This is a genomic window from Streptodolium elevatio (assembly GCF_053592165.1).
Genome location: NZ_JBSFVE010000007.1, coordinates 237,468 through 256,959 on the forward strand (window position 1 = coordinate 237,468; position 19,492 = coordinate 256,959).

Annotated in this window: 18 protein-coding genes; 11 read left to right on the top strand and 7 right to left on the bottom strand. The window is 72.1% G+C overall.

Going from position 1 to position 19,492, the window contains the following annotated elements; all coding sequences use genetic code 11:
• Positions 1–23: 23 nt before the first annotated feature.
• From ACWD12_RS16030 to ACWD12_RS16055, 6 genes are all read left to right on the top strand, one after another.
• Positions 24–1,517 carry an ATP/GTP-binding protein gene (locus tag ACWD12_RS16030; protein ID WP_450100032.1) on the top strand — a complete coding sequence of 498 codons (1,494 nt, stop codon included), beginning with the start codon at positions 24–26 and terminating at the stop codon, positions 1,515–1,517.
• Positions 1,514–2,404, top strand: a complete 891-nt coding sequence (locus ACWD12_RS16035; protein ID WP_450100033.1) for a hypothetical protein — start codon at positions 1,514–1,516, stop codon at positions 2,402–2,404. The genes ACWD12_RS16030 and ACWD12_RS16035 overlap by 4 nt, the downstream gene beginning before the upstream one ends.
• 101 nt (positions 2,405–2,505) lie before the next feature.
• Positions 2,506–2,706 (top strand): hypothetical protein, encoded by a 201-nt coding sequence (locus tag ACWD12_RS16040; RefSeq protein WP_358351416.1) that lies wholly within the window; start codon positions 2,506–2,508, stop codon positions 2,704–2,706.
• A 4-nt stretch (positions 2,707–2,710) separates the two neighbouring features.
• Positions 2,711–3,874, top strand: a complete 1,164-nt coding sequence (locus ACWD12_RS16045; protein WP_450100034.1) for an NlpC/P60 family protein — start codon at positions 2,711–2,713, stop codon at positions 3,872–3,874.
• Entirely contained in the window at positions 3,871–4,659 is a 789-nt protein-coding gene (locus ACWD12_RS16050; protein ID WP_450100035.1) for a hypothetical protein, read from the top strand. Before ACWD12_RS16045 ends, ACWD12_RS16050 begins: the two co-directional genes overlap by 4 nt.
• A gap of 388 nt (positions 4,660–5,047) precedes the next feature.
• Positions 5,048–5,356, top strand: a complete 309-nt coding sequence (locus tag ACWD12_RS16055) for a helix-turn-helix domain-containing protein (RefSeq protein WP_358351408.1) — start codon at positions 5,048–5,050, stop codon at positions 5,354–5,356.
• Between the two features lie 71 nt (positions 5,357–5,427).
• On the opposite strand, the gene ACWD12_RS16060 is transcribed toward ACWD12_RS16055, so the two are convergent.
• The 3 genes from ACWD12_RS16060 to ACWD12_RS16070 all read right to left on the bottom strand — a co-directional run bounded on the left by ACWD12_RS16060 (position 5,428) and on the right by ACWD12_RS16070 (position 8,195).
• Positions 5,428–6,015, bottom strand: coding sequence for a ClpP family protease (locus tag ACWD12_RS16060; RefSeq protein ID WP_358351405.1), 588 nt, complete (start codon positions 6,013–6,015; stop codon positions 5,428–5,430).
• The gene (locus tag ACWD12_RS16065; RefSeq protein ID WP_450100036.1) at positions 6,012–6,641 is read right to left on the bottom strand and encodes a ClpP family protease; all 630 of its coding nucleotides are present in this window, start codon (positions 6,639–6,641) and stop codon (positions 6,012–6,014) included. The genes ACWD12_RS16060 and ACWD12_RS16065 overlap by 4 nt, the downstream gene beginning before the upstream one ends.
• Before the next feature lie 90 nt (positions 6,642–6,731).
• Entirely contained in the window at positions 6,732–8,195 is a 1,464-nt protein-coding gene (locus tag ACWD12_RS16070) for an FAD/NAD(P)-binding protein (protein ID WP_450100037.1), read from the bottom strand.
• Between the two features lie 158 nt (positions 8,196–8,353).
• On the opposite strand from ACWD12_RS16070, the gene ACWD12_RS16075 reads away from it, so the two are divergent.
• The gene (locus ACWD12_RS16075; protein ID WP_450100038.1) at positions 8,354–9,556 is read left to right on the top strand and encodes a LuxR C-terminal-related transcriptional regulator; all 1,203 of its coding nucleotides are present in this window, start codon (positions 8,354–8,356) and stop codon (positions 9,554–9,556) included.
• On the opposite strand, the gene ACWD12_RS16080 is transcribed toward ACWD12_RS16075, so the two are convergent.
• Positions 9,543–10,817 (bottom strand): MFS transporter, encoded by a 1,275-nt coding sequence (locus ACWD12_RS16080; protein ID WP_450100039.1) that lies wholly within the window; start codon positions 10,815–10,817, stop codon positions 9,543–9,545. The genes ACWD12_RS16075 and ACWD12_RS16080 overlap by 14 nt on opposite strands.
• Positions 10,818–11,180: 363 nt before the next feature.
• Here ACWD12_RS16080 and ACWD12_RS16085 point away from each other — a divergent pair, with 363 nt between their 5' ends.
• Positions 11,181–11,471, top strand: a complete 291-nt coding sequence (locus ACWD12_RS16085) for a hypothetical protein (RefSeq protein WP_450100040.1) — start codon at positions 11,181–11,183, stop codon at positions 11,469–11,471.
• 45 nt (positions 11,472–11,516) lie between these two features.
• Here ACWD12_RS16085 and ACWD12_RS16090 read toward each other — a convergent pair whose 3' ends face one another.
• Both ACWD12_RS16090 and ACWD12_RS16095 read right to left on the bottom strand, forming a co-directional pair.
• Positions 11,517–12,107, bottom strand: a complete 591-nt coding sequence (locus ACWD12_RS16090; protein ID WP_450100041.1) for a nuclear transport factor 2 family protein — start codon at positions 12,105–12,107, stop codon at positions 11,517–11,519.
• 121 nt (positions 12,108–12,228) lie between these two features.
• Positions 12,229–13,281, bottom strand: coding sequence for an Lrp/AsnC family transcriptional regulator (locus ACWD12_RS16095; protein ID WP_450100042.1), 1,053 nt, complete (start codon positions 13,279–13,281; stop codon positions 12,229–12,231).
• 170 nt (positions 13,282–13,451) lie between these two features.
• Between ACWD12_RS16095 and ACWD12_RS16100 the strand changes: the two genes are divergently transcribed.
• Positions 13,452–14,960 (top strand): MFS transporter, encoded by a 1,509-nt coding sequence (locus tag ACWD12_RS16100; RefSeq protein ID WP_450100043.1) that lies wholly within the window; start codon positions 13,452–13,454, stop codon positions 14,958–14,960.
• A gap of 116 nt (positions 14,961–15,076) precedes the next feature.
• Positions 15,077–15,859 carry a ferritin-like domain-containing protein gene (locus tag ACWD12_RS16105; RefSeq protein WP_450100044.1) on the top strand — a complete coding sequence of 261 codons (783 nt, stop codon included), beginning with the start codon at positions 15,077–15,079 and terminating at the stop codon, positions 15,857–15,859.
• 58 nt (positions 15,860–15,917) lie between these two features.
• Here ACWD12_RS16105 and ACWD12_RS16110 read toward each other — a convergent pair whose 3' ends face one another.
• Positions 15,918–16,745 (bottom strand): GNAT family N-acetyltransferase, encoded by an 828-nt coding sequence (locus ACWD12_RS16110; RefSeq protein ID WP_450100045.1) that lies wholly within the window; start codon positions 16,743–16,745, stop codon positions 15,918–15,920.
• A 98-nt stretch (positions 16,746–16,843) separates the two neighbouring features.
• Between ACWD12_RS16110 and ACWD12_RS16115 the strand changes: the two genes are divergently transcribed.
• Complete coding sequence (locus ACWD12_RS16115; protein WP_450100046.1) at positions 16,844–19,456, top strand: outer membrane protein assembly factor BamB family protein; 2,613 nt, start codon at positions 16,844–16,846, stop codon at positions 19,454–19,456.
• Positions 19,457–19,492: the final 36 nt, after the last annotated feature.

Sequence of the window (19,492 nt, forward strand, 5' to 3'; positions counted from 1 at the left end):
CGGCGGGCGAAGGACCGGGCGGTGTGGTTCCAGGCGGTGGCATGCCGGGTGGCGGCATGCCGGGCGTCGGGTTGCCGGGCGTGGGGGGCGGCCTCGTCCCCCCGGCGCGCGGGCACGACGGATGGGGCCGCGGCTCGGCGGCGTACATCGAGGCCGCCCCCGAATGGCGCGCGACGACCGTGCAGGCCTGCGGACTCTGGCCGTTCGGCGCGGGCTCGGGAACACCCATCACCGGCGTGCCGATCGGCCACACCCTCACCAGCGCCGCGACGTTGTGCTGCGATCCGATCAGCTGGTTCCAGCGCGCCAACCTCATCCTCAACCCCAGCGAATTCGTGCTCGGCAAACCGGGGTTGGGCAAGTCGACGATCGTCCGACGGCAGGCGCTGGGACTGTCCGGGTACGGCGTGCAGCCACTCGTCTTCGGCGACCTCAAGCCCGACTATGTCGACCTCATCCACGCGCTCGGCGGCCAGGTCATCACCCTGGGCCACGGACGCGGGTACCTCAACATCCTCGACCCCGGCGAAGTCGTGGACGCCGCACCGCGGTTGCCCGCCTCCGCACGCCAGGTCCTGCTGGCCGAGGCGCACGGACGGCGGCTCAACGCCGTCGCGTCGCTCATCACCGTGCTGCGCGGCCACGCCCCCACCGACCGCGAGGAGACGGTGCTCAACACCGCCCTGCGGATCCTGGACGAACGTCACGACGGCGTACCGGTGTTGGCCGACCTGCTCGCGGTCATCAGGTCCGCGCCGCCGGAGGTCCGGGCCGCGGCGCTGGACCGCGACGACATGACCCGGTACCAGGCGATCACCGAGGAGTTGGAGGCCTCACTCGTGGGACTGGTCGGCGGCGGTCGTATGGGCACGATGTTCTCGAAGCCCACCACCGAGCCGATGCGGCGCGACCGGCCGGTCTGCTTCGACATCAGCAGCCTCGACGACAACGAGATGCAGCTGCAGGCCGCCGCGCTGCTGGCCTGCTGGACGTACGGGTTTGGAGCCATCTCGGTGGCCCAGGCACTGGCCGATGCCGGCCTCGAACCGCAGCGGAACTACTTCGTGATCCTGGACGAGCTGTGGCGCGTGCTGCGTGCGGGCCGGGGGCTCGTCGACCGGGTCGACGCGCTGACCCGCCTCAACCGGCAGCGCGGCGTGGGCATGGCCATGATCACGCACACGATGTCCGACCTCGTCGCGCTGAGCGCCGAGGAGGACCGCATGAAGGCGAAAGGCTTCGTGGAGCGCGCCGGGATGGTGATCTGCGGCGGCCTGCCCCGGGCCGAAATGCCGCAGCTGACCGACGTCGTGGGCATGACGGACGCCGAGCAGCGCATGATCGTCGACTGGGCGACGCCGCCGTCGTGGGACGCCGGAACCGGACGCAAGTCCGCCCCGCCCGGCCTCGGCAAGTTCATGGTCAAGGTCGGCGGCCGTCCCGGCATCCCGGTCGCGGTCACCCTCACACAGGCCGAACTCGCCATCAACGACACGAACCGGCGGTGGGCCAAGTGAGCCGTACGCGCGCCGCCGCGGTGCTCGCCGCGCTGGTGGCGGTGCTGGTCGTCGGCCCTGTCGTCGGGCCCGCGGTCGGACCGGGCGTCGGTACCGCGGCGGGCACGGCCGGAGGGTCCGACGTGCGCGCCCGCCCCAACCTGCTGCCCGCCGACGACGACATGCACGAATGCGCGGGCCGCGACGACTCGTTCTTCGTACCCGAGGACACCGCGGGCAGCCGGTTCCTCTGGTACTGCCGCAACGGCAAGCAGGGCAGCGGGTTCCGGCCGACCACCAGGGAGAGCGACTGGGTCAACGACAAGGACGACGACATGAGTCTGGGGCGCTGGGCCGCCCGCAACGGTTCGCCGGACGGCAGCGTCGACTTCGCGAAGCTCCGCGACGAACCCTGCGACACCTTCCGCGGCGGCAACGGCCTCGAACGGCGGCAGTGCCTCAACCTGCACGGCCTCCGCACCGAACGCGCGCAGGGCGTGTGCACCCAGTGGCGGAAGCTGATCGACGACCTGTCGCGCTCGGATCCGCAGAACGTGCCGCCCTACAACGACGCCCAGGACGGCGCGGTCATCTCGCAGTGCGACACCGACAATCCGGTGCTCACCGGGGCGTACCGCGTCAAGCCGCGTATGGACAGCAACCAGTACAGCCGCACCGACTTCAGCGCACCTCCCGGGGTCACCAAGCCGCTCGGCGAACTGCTCTCCGTCGGTACGTGGATCGCCCTCAGCGCCAGCGTCGTCGGCATCCTCATCTCCGCCGGACGCCTCGCGCTCGCCCGATCCCGCGGCGTCGGCGAGACGGCGCAAGGGGCCTTCGTGGTCCTGGCCGCATCGGTGCTCGCCGGTTCGTCGACGGCACTCGCCCAGTTCTTCCTGTTCGCCTGAACGCCTCGCCCGCACGCAGGTTCTCCGCGCCAACTTCTGAACGCATTTGAGGCGGACCGTACTTCGCCCGAACGCCCGACGACCCCTAGAGAGGAACGCGCATGGCCGGCATCCACGAAGGAACGGCGCCGATGGTCACCGTGGCGGTGGCCGGACTGACCCAACTGGTCACCGCCGCGGGGGACGTCGGCGCCAAGGTCGTGTCGGAGGTACGCAAACCCATCGCCGCGCTGGTCAGCGCCCCGGCCCGGGCGCCGTCCCAGGGCGTCGCGATGGGCAAGGAAAAGTCGTTCGGCGGCTGACGCCATGCGAGCCATGCTCCTGGCCGGGCCCTTCCTCGGGGTCCTGGCCGTCGTCGCGTTCTTCCTCGGGTCCTGCACCTGGATCCCCGAGGCCGCCGAGGCCTACCGGGAAGCCGAGGTGGAACGGCAGGCCAGCACCGGGCGTTCGGGCGTGCTGGCGGTCGACGTCGTCCCGGTGGCCCATCGTTCGTGGATCGAGAAGGCGGGTGCCATGTGCGCCGAGGTCTCCCCGGCGCTGATCGCCGCCCAGATCGACGCCGAGTCGTCGTGGAACCCCAACGCGGTGAGCCCGGTGGGAGCGCAGGGGTTGAGCCAGTTCATGCCCGGCACCTGGGCCACGTTCGGCCGCGACGAGAACGGCAACGGAGTCAGTCCCTTCGACCCGGCGGACGCGATCATGGCCCAGGCCCGCTACGACTGCCAACTCGCCGCCGAGATCAAGCAGATGCAGAACGGGACCTGGAAGCTGCGCTGTTTCGACGAGCGGCTGGGCCGCCTGATCCAGCCCCCGGTCGCGGGTGAAGTACGCGGCGACGTCCTGGAGCTGATGCTCGCGGCGTACAACGCCGGACCGTGCGGCGTGCGCATCCACCGGGGCATACCTCCCTACGCCGAGACACAGAGGTATGTGGTCAAGATCCTCAAGCTGCTGGAGAAATACTCCGCCCCGCTCCCGGCCCCCATCGCGGACCCGGTCGCGGTGGGGAGCTTCGTCGCCAACGTGCTGCGCATCGCCCACGCACAACTGGGCCTGCCGTACGTGTGGGGCGGCGGCAGCATCAACGGCCCCGACAACGGCTCGCGCGACCGCCCCAACGCGGAGGGCGAGACCGGATTCGACTGCTCCGGTCTCGTGCAGTTCGTCTTCTACCAGGCGACCAAGCACCTGCCGCAAGGTCAGCGCCTCATCATGAGCCCACCGGCGAACGCGCAGGCACAGTACGGCGCCCCGGTCGCGCGCAACGACATGCGCGCCGGCGACGTGATCGCCTACCGGAACAGAGGGACCAGCCAGTACAGCCACATCGCCATCTACATCGGCAACAACCAGATCATCGAGGCACCGCAGGACCCGCTGCGCGTGCGGATCTCGCCGGCCTCCATCTACGACGACAAGGACTGGATGATCCGCCGCTACACCGTCAACGGCTACACGGAGCCGGTATGAGAACCGCCCGCAACCCCGCGGAGATCCGCAGCCGGACCACGCTCGGCACGGCAGCCGCCGCGCTCGTCTTGTCCGTCGCGTCGGTGAGCGGACTGACGGCATGCTCGTCCGGATCGCCGTCGTCCGCGCCGCCGACCGAACCTGCGTCCGCGACAGGGCCGTTCCCGGTGCACGGCGCCGCGACCGGGAGCGTGACCCCGTTCCCCCCGGGCGGCGGCGGCCCCACCGGGACCGTCGGCTCGCCGCCAGGCCCGCTGCCCGCCACCACCTCCGTAGCCCCGGCCACACCATCCCCCGAACTGTCCGCCTCCGCCCAGCCGCTCCCGGTGCGCAGCCCCGCCCCGGCGCCGCCCGGCGTCCCGGCTGCGGGCGAAGTGAACCGTGCGGACGCGGTGGCCACCGCACGCGCGGCCGTCGTCACCATGTGGGCGTCCGACACCACCACCGACGCGGGCGAACGGGAGGCGTCCCTGCGCGCGGCCCCGTACCTGACCCCCGAGTTCGCCGCCCAACTGCGACGCGATCCACCGGTGGCCGGGCCCGGCGCGGAATGGCGGGAGTGGGCGGCGCACCGGGCGTACGTGTCCGTCACCGTCGAACTCGCCGACGAGATGGGCCGGCCCCCCGACACCACGAACACGTCGGTGCACACCTTGCAGGTCACCGCCACACCGGTCGGCCGCGACGGCTGGAAGGGCACCCCGCTCACCCAGACCGTGATGATCTCCTTGTCCCGCGCCGACGGCGCCCCCTGGGCCGTCACGTCCCTCCAGGTGAGGATGTAGCCCACCCCCGAAACAGCCCCCGCACGCCCACCCGGCCCTCCGGCAACCGCACCCCGGGCAGCCACAACGCCCTGCTGCGAAGGTCCCCCCAGCACGCGTCATGTCGGTTTGGGGGCGGGGTGAACGGATTTCGCTGGGGGCGTACATGCTCCTGTGGTTCGGGGTTGGCTGCCTACGATGGGGTATGGCCGAGACTGTTCCGCTGTTTCCGTCCACTGCCGACCCGTCCGTTGTCGCCCCGGCGAGCGCGGATCCTGTGACTGCGGGCCGCGCGCCTTCGGGGCGTGGCAGAGGTGCCGACTCGAATGCCGACCGACCGAACGGCGGGCGTTCGGGGACCGACGGCGACGTGCCCGGCAGGGGCGCGCCCCGGCCGGCGGGGGCGTCGGTGCGGGAGCCGCTGTGGCGCCATGTCCTCGGCGACCAGTTCCGTACGCTCCGCCACGAGCGCCGCGAGACCCTTGTCGAGACGGCGGGCCGTGCCGGGGTGTCCCCGCAGTACCTCTCCGAGGTGGAACGCGGCATCAAGGAGCCGTCGAGCGAGATGATCGCGGCACTCGCGGGCGCGCTGGACGTGACGCTGGTCGAGTTGACGATCGCGGTGAGCGAGAACCTGCGGAGTGCGGCGTCCGTCGGTGTCGCCAATGCCGTCCACCGGTCGCCGGTCTGCCGGGCCGCGTACGCCCTGGCTGTGTGACGTACCGCGCGGGGCGTCGGCGGGTGCGTCCGCCGGCCCCGCGCGGGTCGCGGGCCGGGTCGCGGCGCGGGTCAGCGCTCCGCGATGACCTGGTCGACGAGGCCGTACTCCTTGGCGCCGGCGGCCGTGAAGACCCGGTCGTGGTCGGTGTCCGCGCGCAGCGCGTCGGTCGTCTGCCCGGTGTGCCGGGAGAGGATGCGCTCGATGTCGGCGCGGACGCGTACCACCTCGTCGGCCTGGAGGATCAGGTCCGGGATCGCACCGCGCCCCTGGGCCGCGGGCTGGTGGAGCACCACGCGCGTGTGCGGCAGGGCGGCGCGCTTGCCGGCCTCGCCCGCCGCGAGGAGGACCGCGCCGACGCCGATGGCCTGTCCGACACACGTGGTGGCGATGTGGGGGCGGACGTACCGCATGGTGTCGTAGATCGCGAGCATGGCGCTGGGGTCGCCGCCCTCGCAGTTGATGTAGAGCTGGATGTCCTGCTCGTGGTTGTCGGCCTCCAGGAACAGCATCTGGGCCACGAGCGCGTTGGCGACGCCCGCGTCGATGCCGGTGCCCAGGTAGATGACGCGTTCCGCCAGGAGGTGCGAGTACACGTCCATGATGCGTTCGCCGCGCGAGTTGCGTGTGATGACGTTCGGGATCGTGTAGGTGCTCACCGCGGGCCTCCTCGGAATCCGGTGTTGGCGGCGGTCCGTGCCGCGCCGCTCGGGGCGATGTCGTCGAACTGCTCGACGATCGCGTCGACGAAGCCGTAGTCGAGGGCTTCCTGCGCGGTGTACCAGCGGTCGTGCAGCGAGTCCTCGAAGATCCGCTCGACGGGTTGCCCGGTGTCCTGGGCGATGAGGCCGAGCACCGTGTCGCGGGTGTGGCGCAGGTCGTTCGCCTGCAACTCGATGTCGACGGCGGTCCCGGCGATCCCCGCCGAGCCCTGGTGCATGAGCACGCGGGCGTGTGGCATCGCGCGGCGCTTGCCCCGGGTACCCGAGGAGAGCAGGAACTGCCCGGCGCTGTACGCGATGCCGAGCGCCAGCGTCGAAACGTCGCACGGGATGACCCGCATGACGTCGCGGATCGCCAGCATCGAGGGCACCGACCCGCCGGGGGAGTGGATCCACAGGGAGATGTCCGCCGACGGGTCGTCCGCCGCGAGGCTCAGCAACTGGGTCGCGAGGAGAGCGCCGTTGTCGTCGTCCAGCGGGCCGTCGAGGACCAGGACGCGCTGGTCGTAGAGGTCACGCCGCATACGTTCGTGGAACATCGGAGGCTTGCCGTTTTCGCTCATGCCTCCACCTTGCGCACCGCCGCGGCCCTGTGACCTCGGTATCTGCCCACGGCAGATCTGCTGACAGCAGATGCGGCGGGGCCGGGACCCTCAGGCCGCGGACAGCGCCCGGGCCGTACGCGAAGCCTGGGCCGCGAGGCCGGGGATGCTCGACGTGATGAACGACCCGCCGCCGACCAGGTCCCCGACCACGTGCACGCGCGGGTCGGCGGGGGTCACGCCGCCGAAGGGGTGCATCGTGGCGAGCCCGGCGTCCACGACGGATTGCACCGGCCCCCGCGCCGCGGCCGGGACCGCCTGCGGTGACGGGTTGACCGCGTTGACGACGAGGTCTGCGGTGTGTTCGCTGTCCCGGGTACGCACCCGGAACCGTCCGTCGCGCATCTCGATCGTGTCGAGCCCGGCGGCCAGGGTGAGTTGGCCGGAGTCCAGGAGAGCCATGAGCTGTACGGCGTTCACCGGGACCATGGGCGACGCGACGCTGGTGGCGGTGCGCAGGTGGCCGCGTATCCGGGCGCGGTCGGCTTCGGGCAGGAGGCGCCACGCGTACGGACCGACGGTGTGCGCGGTCACCTGGAGGACGCGGCGGCCGATGCGCGGGTCGTCGACGGCGGCGATCTGCCGCCGGAGACGGTCGACGGGATCGTCGTGCCCGGTGCTTCGCAGCTCGGCCGCAAAGTCGTCGAAGTCCTCGCCTGCCTCGGCGAGTTCGGCGCGCAGCAGGCCCACGAGGTCGGTGAGTGCGAGGCCGCCTTGCGCCTGGTGGAGTTCGGCGACGCGTTCGACCGTCACGTGCCGCGGGCGCCGCTCGACCGGGCGTTGCCACACGTGCGGCAGTACGCCGCTGCGCGACAGAAGCGTGATCCGCCCCGCGTGCCCGCGCGCCGCGAGTGACACGACGACGTCCACAGCGGTCAGTCCGCTGCCGATGACCGCCACGTCCGCGTCGGCTCCGACGCGTTCGAGGGTGTCCGTCAGCGGATACGGGTCGACCGTGAACCCGGGGTGGCCGGCGAGGCCGTAGAGGTCCGGCGGTGTTCCGCCGCCCACGCACAGTGCCACCTGGCCCACTTCGCGTACCTGTGCGTCGCCTTCCGTACGCAACGCCAAGCGGGCCCCGGCGCGGGCGACTTCGGTGACGCGGTCGGCCACGACCTCGACCTGCCGACCCTGTTCGCCCAGTGCTGCGACGGCTTTCTCGGCGGTGTTTGCCAGGTACTCGCCGTAGAGCGCCCGCGGGACCAGCGGTCGGTCGAAGAGCCGATCGAGGTGGTCCGCGCCGCGTTCGCCGAGCCAGGCCGCGTAGTGGCCGAAGTCGTCGGCGCGGATGGACATGATGGCCGGCGGCGCGTTCACCAGGACCGCGTCCAGGTCCGGTCCGTACGCCCGTCCCCGCCACAGCCACGGCGACGGCTCGAAGATCGTCACCGTACCGCCCGTCCGGCCCGCGGCGTCCTTCCCGGGCACAGATGATGCGGTCGCCGGGGCCGATGTGGCCAGTGCGTCCAGGAGGCCGACCGCTGCCGCGCCGCCTCCGATGATTGCGATGTCCATGTCCGCCCTCTCCGTCGGTCGTGTGCCAACGACCTTTGCCGCAAAGGCCGGAGAGCCCCATCCCCCGAACACGGGTGAACGGGCGGAGGCCGACCCCCTCAATCGGGGGGTGGACGCCACTCGCATGTAGAGGCAGGCTGACCTGCGGAGGGATACCCATGACCGATCCACGCCCTTCGTCGCTGCCGACCGGCGAACGGCTCGGCGCCCGGCCCGGCGAACAGACCCTCGAACGAACTCGTGAGCGGGCCCGCGACGCCTTCGAGCTGTTCAACCTGGCCTCCGCCGATCTGCGGCGCCGCGTGCCGTTCGACTGCGCCGTGTGGACCGCGGCCGACCCGGAGACCGGCCTGATCACCGCGCCGATGCTGGTGGAGAACCTCGGTTCCGGTGAGGGCTGCGCCGCGTACTGGGAGAGCGAACTGCTGGAGGAGAACGTCCTGCCGTTCCGCGAACTCGCCCGCGCGCCCGTGCCCGCCGCGGCACTTCGCGCGGCAACCGGCGGCCTCCCGGCGCGCAGCACCCGCTTCCGTCGCCTGCTCGGGCACCAGGGCGTGTACGACGAACTCCGCGCCGTCCTGCGGATCGCCGACCGCCCCTGGGGCCTCGTCAGCCTGTTCCGCACGGCCGACGCGACCGCGTTCCGCCCGGACGAGACCGCGCTGCTCGCCGACCTCTCCCGCCCCCTGGCCGAACGGCTGCGCCGGTTCGCCCGGCCGCCCGCGGTCTCACCCGGCAGCGGGGCGCCCGCGACCGGCCTCATCCTCTTCGACGAGGCGGGCGAGGCGACGTCCGTCAACGACGAGGCCAGGCAGCACCTCGCGCTGCTGCCCGAGGGACCGTCCTGCCCCTCGCCGCTCGGGCTCGACCTGCCGATCTGGGTCATCGGTACGGCACTTCAGGCGCGCGCCGTCGCCCACGGCCGGGACGACGGCGACGCGCGGATCCGCATCCGGACCACCGAGGGCCGCTGGCTGACCTGCCACGCGTCGTGCCTCACCGGCATCGGCGGGAAACCGGGGCCGGTGGCGCTGGTCGTCGAGCCGGCCGCGGCGGGCGATCTCGCGGTGCTGGTCGCCGAGGCGTACGGCCTGACCTCGCGCGAACTCCAGGTCACTCAGCTCATCGCCCGCGGCGGGTCCACCGCGGAGATCGCCGCCGCCCTGTTCATCTCCCCGCACACGGTCCGCGACCACCTCAAGGCGGTGTTCGGCAAGACCGGCGTCTCCACCCGAGGCGCCTTGGTGGCACGGCTGTTCACCGACCACTACTGGCCCGCGTTGCCGCGGCCGACCGAAGTCCCGGGGCCGGTCGGCGTACCGGCCCTGGCCCGCCGGAAGCCCCCGGTCACACGGCTTTGACCAGGTCGGACCTGCCCGTCCGGGACGCGCTCCGGACGGTGGTCGGAACCCCGGACAGCGCCTGCCGCGCGTCGTGGCGCGGCCACAGGAGGAGCGCGGCGACGGCACCCGTCCCGGCGAGGCCCGCGAGAACGGACCAGGTCAGCGTGAAGCCCGCGCTCGTGCCGAGCCATCCCGCGATCGGGTAGGTGACGAGCCAGGCCAGGTGCGAGAGGGAGAACTGGGCCGCGAACACCCCCGGCACCGCGTTCGGTGCGACGGAGGCGCGCAGGACGGCGCCCGTCGGTGTGACGACCAGCGCCATGCCGACGCCGATCACGGCCCAGACGACCGCCGTACCGGTCCGCGTGGCCAGTTCGGCCGCGACGAGGGCCACCGCGGCGACCGTGCCGCCGACGAGCACGCCGGCGCCGGTCATCATGGTCGCGCGGGCGGGGACCCGGTCGAGTACGCGGGGCAGTACGAGCGCGGCCAGGAGCGTCCCTCCGCCGGAGGCGGCGAGCATCCATCCGACGTCCGACTGCGAGCCGCCGAGGTCGTCGCGGACGTAGTTGACGGTGCTGACGACGACGATCGATCCCGCGGCCGCGACCACGAGGTTGAGCGCCATGACGCCGCGCAGCCGCGGGGTCCCGAGGAAGGTCCTGATCCCCGCCGCGGCCTTGTCCCACACCCGGGTGTGGGCGCTGGGGCGTGCTTCGGGGATGCGCGTGGGCAGGATGAGCAACGCGGAGACGACGAACCCGGCCGAAGTGCCCAGGAACAGCCAGTTGAAGCTGATGAACGCCAGGGCGACCGCGGTGAGGACGGGGCTGAGCAGGCTCTCCATGGTGTAGGCGACCTGGGACGCGGACAGGGCACGCGTGTAGTCGGACTCGTCGGTGACGACGTCGGGGATGACGGCCTGGAACGTCGGGGTGAACGCCGCGGACGCGGCCTGGAGCAGGCCGATCAGCACATAGATGTGCCAGACCTCGCTGACGAACGGAAGGGCCAGGGCCACTGCGGCCCGCACTACGTCGAGGAGGACCAGGACGGTCCGTCTGGGGAAGCGCCCGAGGTACGCGGCGGCGATGGGGGCGATGAGCACGTACATGACCATTTTGACGGTCAGGGCGGTGCCGAGGACGACGCCGGCGCTCGGGCCGGCGAGGTCGTAGGCGAGAAGTCCGAGGGCGACCGTCGTCAGCCCGGTGCCGAACAGGGCGATGATCTGGGCGCTGAAGAGGTAGCGGTAGTCACGGATGGCAAAGAGGCGCATGGCGAGTCCCTTCCGTTCTTCTGAGGCGGTGCTCGGCTCCGGGGTGGCGCTCGTGAACCGCACGTACAGGGGGGTGCGCTCATGTGCATCGGTGTCGCTCCCAGGTCTGCCGTGTTCTCTTGTGTCGTCCGCATCCATCGAAAATATACCCCAGGGGGGTATATGACAAGGTGGCATCACCCGAGAATCCCGCCCGCCCCCGCCCCGGAGCCGGCCTCCCGCCCGTCGGCAGCGGAACCGACTCGCGCTCCCACCGGCCTTTCGCTTCGCCGGCTGCGGGCATTGCGGATGCTTCCGGTGTCGGGAAGATGCGACGGTGTGGTCGCGGGAAACCGAACGACAGCCGGACGGAGAGGAATTGCCATGGTGGTGGGACGGGCGGCACGTCGTGCGGAGCGCGCGGCGAAGGTCGAGGCCGCGATGGGGGCGGACGCGGCTCCGGCGGCGCTGGACCTTTTGGAACTGGTCGAGTTCGCGTGGCACGACTGCTACGCGGAGATCACGCCGGACGAGGATGTGATCGACGACATCCTGGTATGCGCCGGAGGCGATCTCGCGCGGATGATCAGCTTCGCCCGGCTGGCCGTCGAGGACTCGCGCGACCTGAGGATGGCCGCCGACGCGAGGCGGGCCGCCGAGGGGCCGCCGGTCTGACGGTGGCGGGCGAGGGGTCTCGACTGTCGTGGTGGTCGGGGGTCGTCAGCCGCGCAGGCGGGTCAGAAGGTCTCGCAATTCGCGCGGCTTCGTGATGCCGGGGACGTTGTCGCGGGTGAGCCAGGACGGGGACGGGGGCGCCTCGTGGCGTGCCCACGAGGGCGCGTCCGGCCAGTGCTTTCGCGTCATGCGCTGAAGAGGCTCGGTCAGGCCGGCCCGCTCGCATGCCGCCGCGTACTCGACGCTCGTGTCGCGGGCGCCGGTGCGGTCCCAGAAGTCCTCTTCCTTGGACCAGAGCCCGTCGCCGGCGTACCAGAGCACGGACAGCCCGGCGAAGTCCCAGTACGGCGGCCCTTCGTCGGACGGGTTGTCCCGCCGGTTCAGGTAGTGGAACGTGACGATCCCGTTCTCGATCGTGTACCAGTCGAGCACGCCGTAGATCTCGGGGACGCCCTTCATGACGGCGTGGATCCACAGGTCGATCTCGTCCCGGCCGTGCAGCGGACCCCAGAAGTGGTCGATGTAGTAGGCGTCAGGCGTGTAGAGCTGCGCCCAGGAAGCCCAGTCCTCGCCGGCGTTGCCGATCGACCACCAACGGGCGAACTCCGCCTCCACTTCGCGCCGGTCGAACTTCACGGCCCAACCTCCCGGAACTTGATCAGTCGACCCGTTGTACACCAGATCGCCCGAGCATCCGAGAGACACACGAAGGCGATCTGGCCCGCGGGGTGTGCGGGATGACCCGGGGCGTGTTCGATCAGCGGGCGCCGGTTGGTCGCAGGGTGGTCAAAATCGCCCCTTCGCGCTTGAGCAGGCGGAACACCGTGGTGGTCTCGACCGACGTGACCCGCGTCAGCGCTGCGATCCGCGTCGTCAGGTAGCCGTACAGCTCGGTCTCGTCGCGGAAGCAGGCGACCGCGATGACGTTGGTGGCACCCGTGGTTGCCGCCGCGAAGACGACCTCGGGATGCAGGCTGAGCTTCGCGAGCACGTCGGCCAGGTGCGACGGCGGCACGGACATCCTCAGCGCGGCGGTCGTACGGTGGCCCAGCGCCGCCGGATCGGCGTCCAGCTCGAAGAACAGCAGGCGCTCACGGCGGAGTTCGTCCATCCTCCGGCGCACCCAGGACTCGGACTGCCCGGCGGCGGACGCCAACTCCGCGTAGCCGGAACGGCCGTCGCGAGCCAGTTGCTCGAATAGCCGGGTGTCCGCCTCGGTGGGCGTCACGCCGCTCGGTCCGGTGTCCAGATCGTGGTTCAAAGGGCCGTGGCCGGGGTCCAGTTCGGCGACCTGATCGGGGGTCAGCCACGCCGACTTCTCCCGCCAGCTCATCGGCCCGCCATGGGCGATGTGCAGCACGCACTGGGCGGTTATGTCGACGACCTTGGGCGTACGCGGCAGCGTGTGCCGCAGCAGATTGTCCGCGTCGGCGTTGCTGCCCAGGCGCGCGACGCAGCTGATCTCCGTGCCGCCCGAGGTGAGTTCGACCCAGGATGTGTCGCGCCGGCGGGCCAGGGCCTCGGCGATCGCGAACGCCGCGTCCGGGGTGCTGCGGATGCGTACCACCCACGTGGTCAGGCCGAGCCGCTGCGGGTTGGCCAGGCCGACCACGCGCGCGACGCCGGTGCCCCGGAGTCGGCGGTAGCGGCGCGCGACCGTCTGCTCCGAAACGCCGATCACCCCGGCGATGCGCGCGAAGGGCGCGCGGCCGTCGATCTCCAGGGCGTGGATGAGCGCGCGGTCGATCGCGTCGAGCGTCACCGGCGTGCCGGTCGTGCCGACGGTCGTGCGGGGAGTGGAGGATTCCATCCACAAGAGAGTACTCGTGGCGGATTTCCGCCGAATGCGGCCGCTGACTGGTTGACCTTGCGGCACGCCAGGAGCGTGGGCGTACCACTCCGAGCACCACCCGAGCACCGCCCGAGCGCTGCTCCACCCACCACTCACCGCACCGCTCCAACGCGAGAAATGAAGACGCCATGCGCAAATGGGGACCGCTCGTCGCGGTATGCCTGGGAGCGTTCATGCTCCTCGTCGACACCACCGTCGTGCTCGTCGCACTGCCCGACATCGCCGACGACACCGACTCGACCTATGCGGACCTGCAATGGGTGTTCGACGCCTACGCGTTGGCCCTCGCCGCCCTGCTCCTGGAGGTGGGTGCGCTCGCCGACATCGTGGGCCGCAAACGCGTGTACGCGGTCGGCCTCGTCGTGTTCACCATCGCCTCACTGCTGTGCGGCCTCGCGCCCGGCACCGGCACGCTGGTGGCCGCGCGCGTCGTCCAGGGCATCGGCGGCGCGGCGATGCTGGCCACCGCCATCGCGCTGATCGGGGCGGCGTACCAGGGCCGCGACCGCGGGGTGGCCTTCGGCGTGTGGGGCGCGGTCTCCGGGGCGTCGGCGGCACTCGGGCCGGTGGTCGGCGGGCTGCTGACCGAACACGTGAGCTGGCGCGCGATCTTCCTGATCAACCTGCCGGTCGGGGCCGTCGCACTCTTCCTCGCCCTGCGGTGGCTGCGCGAGTCGCACGGCGACCGTACGACGCGCGTGGACGTGCCCGGCGCGGCGGTGTTCACCCTTGCGGCGGGAGCGCTCACGTACGCCTTCATCCGTGCGGGTGAACACGGTTGGGGCGACGCCACGGTTCGAGGCGCCTTCGCCGCGGCGGCCGTCGCCGTGGTCCTCTTCGGCGTGGTCGAGACCCGCAGCGCCGCACCGATGCTAGATCTGCGCCTGCTGCGCGACCGGTCGTTCACCGGCATCCTGATTGCCGGACTCACCCTCCAGATCGCCGCATTCGCGTGGATGCCGCAGGTGTCGCTGTGGCTCCAGACACACCTGGGGAACAGCCCGGTGCGCGCGGGCCTGATGCTCGCGCCGCTGGCCGGCGTCGCGTTCGTGGTGGCGGGCGCCGCGGGGCGGCTGCTGCACGACGTACCGGCACGCTGGACGATCGGCGGCGGCCTGCTGTTCATCGGCACCGGCGCGCTGCTGCTGACCCGCATCGACGCCGGATCGGACTGGACGGTCCTCCTACCCGGCCTGATCGTCGCGGGCGTCGGCGTCGGCCTCGGCACCCCCGCACTCGCGTCCGCGATCCTCGCCACCGTGCCGCCGGAGCGGGCCGGCATGGCGGGCGGCGCGCTCAACACCTTCCGCCAGCTCGGCTTCGCGCTCGGCATCGCCGTCACCGGCGTCGTGTTCCAGGGCGAGGCCGAGACCGTCCTGCGGGACGCCGGGGTCGCCGGGGCCCACGGCGCCGCGGCCCGGCTCACCGAGGGCGGGGGCGGCGCAGGCCTGCCGCCCGGCGCGGCGGACTCGGCGTACGCCTCGGGCCTCGACGCCGTCGTCCTCATGTCGGGCGTGGTGGGACTCGTCGCGGCCGTGCTCGTGGTGCTGCTGGTACGCGGCGGACGCCCCGGGGTTCCTGCCCCGAAACCCGACAGGGCCCGGCCGGAGCAGGCCGAGGGCGCGACGATCGGCTGAGAGTAAGGTTTCGGCCACGCAACGTTGACAGGACAGTCACTCAGGGTTGCGTTACCGTTGTCGGTATCTGCGTTCATTTGTGGTTATGCGGTACCTGCGGGGAAGGGTGGCCGGTCATGCTCAGCGCACGCGGCATTCTTCAGGAGATCCACCAGGACGACGACGCGTTCCGCCTGTTCTGCAGCATCGCCGCCAAGGGCGAGAGCCAGGGCGGCTGGGAGAACGGGCGGATCGCGGCCCTCGTCCCCGATCCGGAACTCGCGCCCAAGGTCGCGCGGCACGGCGCCGACGAGGACAAGCACGGGCGCATCTTCAACGCCATGCTCCACCGGCGCGGCCTCGACCCGGTCGAGGTCCCGCCCGAGACCGACTACTGCATGCTGCTCGAACGGCAGGGCATCGGACTCGCCCACGAGCGCCTGCGCCGCGACGAGCCGATGACCGACGCCGACGTGGTCGAGTACCTCGTGCACTCGCGGGTCACCGAGCAGCGCGCCGCCGAGGACATGCGGCTGCTGCGCCGCTACCTGGGCGACGACCCGGACATCGGGCGCGGTATCCGGATGATCTGCGACGACGAGGAGAACCACCTCGCGTACTGCCACGAGGAGTTGCTGCGGCGTACCGCGGTCGGCGGCAGCCTGCAGATCAAGCGCGCGCTGGAGAAGACCGCACGCGCGGAGATCAAGGTCAACCGCGACGTCAGCCTCGCCGTCATGGCGCGGATGGGCAGCCTCCTCAACTGGTCGCGGGCCCGCCGCACGGTGCTGAGCGCCGGAATCCACGCGACGTACGTCTACGACCGCGTGTGGGGCACCCGCCGCATGGTCAAACTCCGCCCGCCCAAGCGTGTCAACGCCATGGGCCCCAGGCCCAGCGCCCACCCCAACGCCGCCTGACTACCGAGTCGCGGGAGTGGTTCGACCGGCGTTGGCGGTGGCGCGCAGGGGCGGTCGTTCAGTCTCCGACCAGGCAGAACTCGTTGCCTTCCGGGTCCCGTAGGACCTGGAAGGCGCCTTGGTCGTCCTTGACGATGCCGCCCAGGCTTACCGCGCCCAGGAGTTCGACCGCGCGGGTCGCCGCGGGGATGTCGGTGACCTGGACGTCCAAGTGCAGGCGGTTCTTGCCCGACTTGCCCTCGGGTACGCGCTGGAACGCGACGCGCGGCTTGCCCGGCGGGTCGACGTACGCCCAGGCGGCGTCCCGCTCGACCGCGTCGCCGCCCAACACCCGGGCCCAGAAGACCGCGAGGCGGTACGGTGCGGCGCAGTCGACCACCACCTCTTGGAGGTCGCGCCCGAACCGCGCGAGCCCCGCCGCGTGGCCCATCACGATCAGCGGCGTGACCGTGCCGTCCGCCTCGACGAACGGCGCGGAATCGGCGTCGGGCTCGTCGACGAAACCCTCGGCCAGGTACAGGCGGTGCGCACGGTCGTTGCCGGCCTTGACGTCGAGCCAGACGCGCCGGGCGCCGTGGACGGTGTACGCCCTGGTCAGCAACTCCCGCAGCAGTGCCCGCCCGTGGCCGTGCCCGGTGTGTGCCGTACCGACCACGATCCGCCGCACCTCGACGGCTTTGTCCTCGCGGGCGAGACCGGCGAGCACACCGAAGCCCACGACCCGGTCGTCCTCAAGCACGACCACGTGTTCCTGGGCCGGGTCGACCAGGACCAGGTCGTGCCAGGTGCGACCGATGTCGCACAACCAGCGCGCCGCGTCCGGTTCGGCCTCCAGTGTGATGATCGTGTCGAGGTCGGTTTCCTTGCCCAGGCGGAAAGAACGCACGTCAGGCAGGGTACCGGTGGTCCGCGGCGGTGACGAACGGTTGGTTCGGGTGCCACGGCGGATGTGGCATGCCCCGTCTGTCGGATAGCGTCTTCGCCATGCGTGACCTGGAACCGGGGGATCCGCACCGCCTGGGCGACCACGAGTTGGTCGGCGTGCTGGGCGCGGGAGGATTCGGCCGGGTGTTCATGGCCAGGACGCCGCAGGGCAGACGGTTGGCCGTCAAACTGACCCACCCTCACCTGCTGCGCGCCGACCCGGACTTCGCGATGCGCTTCGCCGGGGTCATGGGCGACCTCTCCCGTGTCCGCAACCTGGGCGCGGGACGCATCGTCGAGTGGAGCACTGACGGCGTACGGCCCTGGTACGCCCGCCGGTACGTCCCCGGCGCCTCGCTCGTCGAGGTCCTCGCCGCGGCCGGACCGCTTCCGCACGCGGCGCTGCGCATCGTCGCCGGGGTCGCGCGGGGCCTTGCCGCCATGCACGACGCGGAGTTGCCGCACGGCGGCGTGACCCCGGGCAACGTGCTCGTGACCGCGACCACCGCGCAGCTCGTCGACGGCGGCCTGGCCCGGGTGTTCGGCGGACCCGGGCAGGGCGGCGCGCAGGGCGCCCTCGTGCCGCTCACCGGTCCGGCGTTCGCGCCGCCCGAAGGCGCGGACGCGACCCTGGCGGCCGACGTGTACGCGCTGGGGGTGCTGCTGCTCCTGTGTGCCCGCGGGCACCTGCCGGAGGAGTCGGACGCATGGGGCGGAAAGGACGTATCGGCCGCGGGCCTCCCGGACGGCGTCGCCCCACTGGCCGCGCGGCTGCTTCATCCGGTTCCCGAGTCCCGGCCGACCGTCGCCGAGATCGTCGCGCAACTCGGCCGCCCCGTCGGCGAACTGGCGACCCATCTGCCGCGCGCCGCGCGGCGGGCGATCGGCGCCCACGCCGAGCCGGCCGGTTCGGGGGAACCGCCGATCGGGACAGCGCTCGCCACTCCACGGCCTGTGCACGCTCCTGCCGCGACCGACGTGGCACCGCAGGTGCCGGAGACCGCCGCGGAGGCGGCCGTGGCCAAGGGTTCGATCCCGAGGGCACGTCAGCGCCGCGTACCCGCGCAGGCGGCCGCGGTGGTCGGGACGGCGACGGCGGAGGCGGGCGCCGCCCCGAACCCGAAGGGGCGGCAGAAGGAGCCGAAGACGCCGCGCAAGCGGGCCGCGGGTGCCGGAAGCGCCGTCGTGAGCAGCCGCGGGAAACTTCCCGCCAAAGCGGCGACACCAGTCGGCGTCGAACACGGCGTCGAGCAGGACGCCGAGCACAAGATCGAACACGACTCCGCGCCGGGCGTCGAGCACGGCATCGAGCACGGCATCGAGCACGACGCCGCGCACGACCCGGCGTACGACTCCGCCCACGACGCCACCACCGGCTCCGCGCACCCCACTTCACCCGAACTCGGCGACGACCCCGCGGCCACCGCCGGCGGCACAGCCACTGCCGGCGCCACGTCCGCCGAACCGGCCGAACAAGCCGCCGCATTAGGCGCACAATGCCTCTGGACCCGGGAAATCCCCGGTGTGCAGAGCCTCTTCATGTCCGACGGCCTGGTCTTCGCCGGCGGCGAGAGCCTCGTGGCCCTCGCCCCCGAAACCGGCGAGCCGGTGTGGAGCAAGCCGGGCTGGCGTATCGTCGGCGAGCCCCGCGGCGGGCGCGTGTACGTCACCCAGGGCACCCGCATCGCCCTGCTGGACGCCATCACCGGGGCCGAGCGCTGGCGTACCGACGTCGCCGCCGCGCGCGGCCTCTGGGCCCGCGGCACCTCGCGACTCGCGCGCGCCGAGCGGGCGTTCCGACTGCACGCGGTGTTCGAGCCCGCCGAAGGGGTGCTCGCGGCGATCGGCGGCCACACCGAGCTCTTCGGACTCGACCCGGCCTCCGGCGAGTTGCTGTGGAACCGCCGGGAGGCCCGCCGCACGGCGTTCACCCGAGACGACGCGGGCGCGGTCTACCTGAGCGGCGACGGCCGCGAGCCGATGCGCGCTCTCGACCCGCGGACCGGCGAACTGCTGTGGCGCGACGACGCCGAGGACTCGATCGTCACCGCGGTGGACCGGGGCTGGGTGCTGTGCGCCCGGTTCCGCCCGGGGACCGCCGAGGTCGGCTCGTACGTCGTGCGCGCCGCCGAGGACGGCGGCCTCGTGCACCGCGACATCAGTCCCGGCGACACCGCGATCCTCGAGAACGGCGTCCTCTACGTCCTCGGCGGCGGCGAGTTCCGGGCGTTGCGCCCCGCGCAGGCCGCCCAGCTGTGGAGCATCCCGTGGTCCGGCGGTACGGCCGGGCTGTCCCTCGCCGTCGACTCCGCGGAGGCGTACCTGCGCGGCGAGGACCGCCGCGTGCACGCCGTCGACCTCGCCGACGGATCGGTGCGCTGGACGAGCGGCCCCATCCCGGCCCGTCGGCCCCTCGACGCGGTCGGCGGCCAACTGGACCGTACGCTCCCGGTCTTGGCCGACGGCCCGGTGGTGTGCGTGCGCTCGCACAGCGACTCGGTGCTCATCGTCCTGGACCGCACCCACGGCCGCGAGCTGTGGTGGTGGCGGGCCTGGTACGGCACGCTCACGATGGTCGCCCCCGTGGTGTCCGGTGCCTTCGTCTACGTTGTGGACGGAGACAGGGTCCGTGCGCTGACCGGCCGGGACACCGACGAGACGGGAACCGTGTGACATTTCTCGCCGCCATCCGGCCGGACCGCCGTGGGG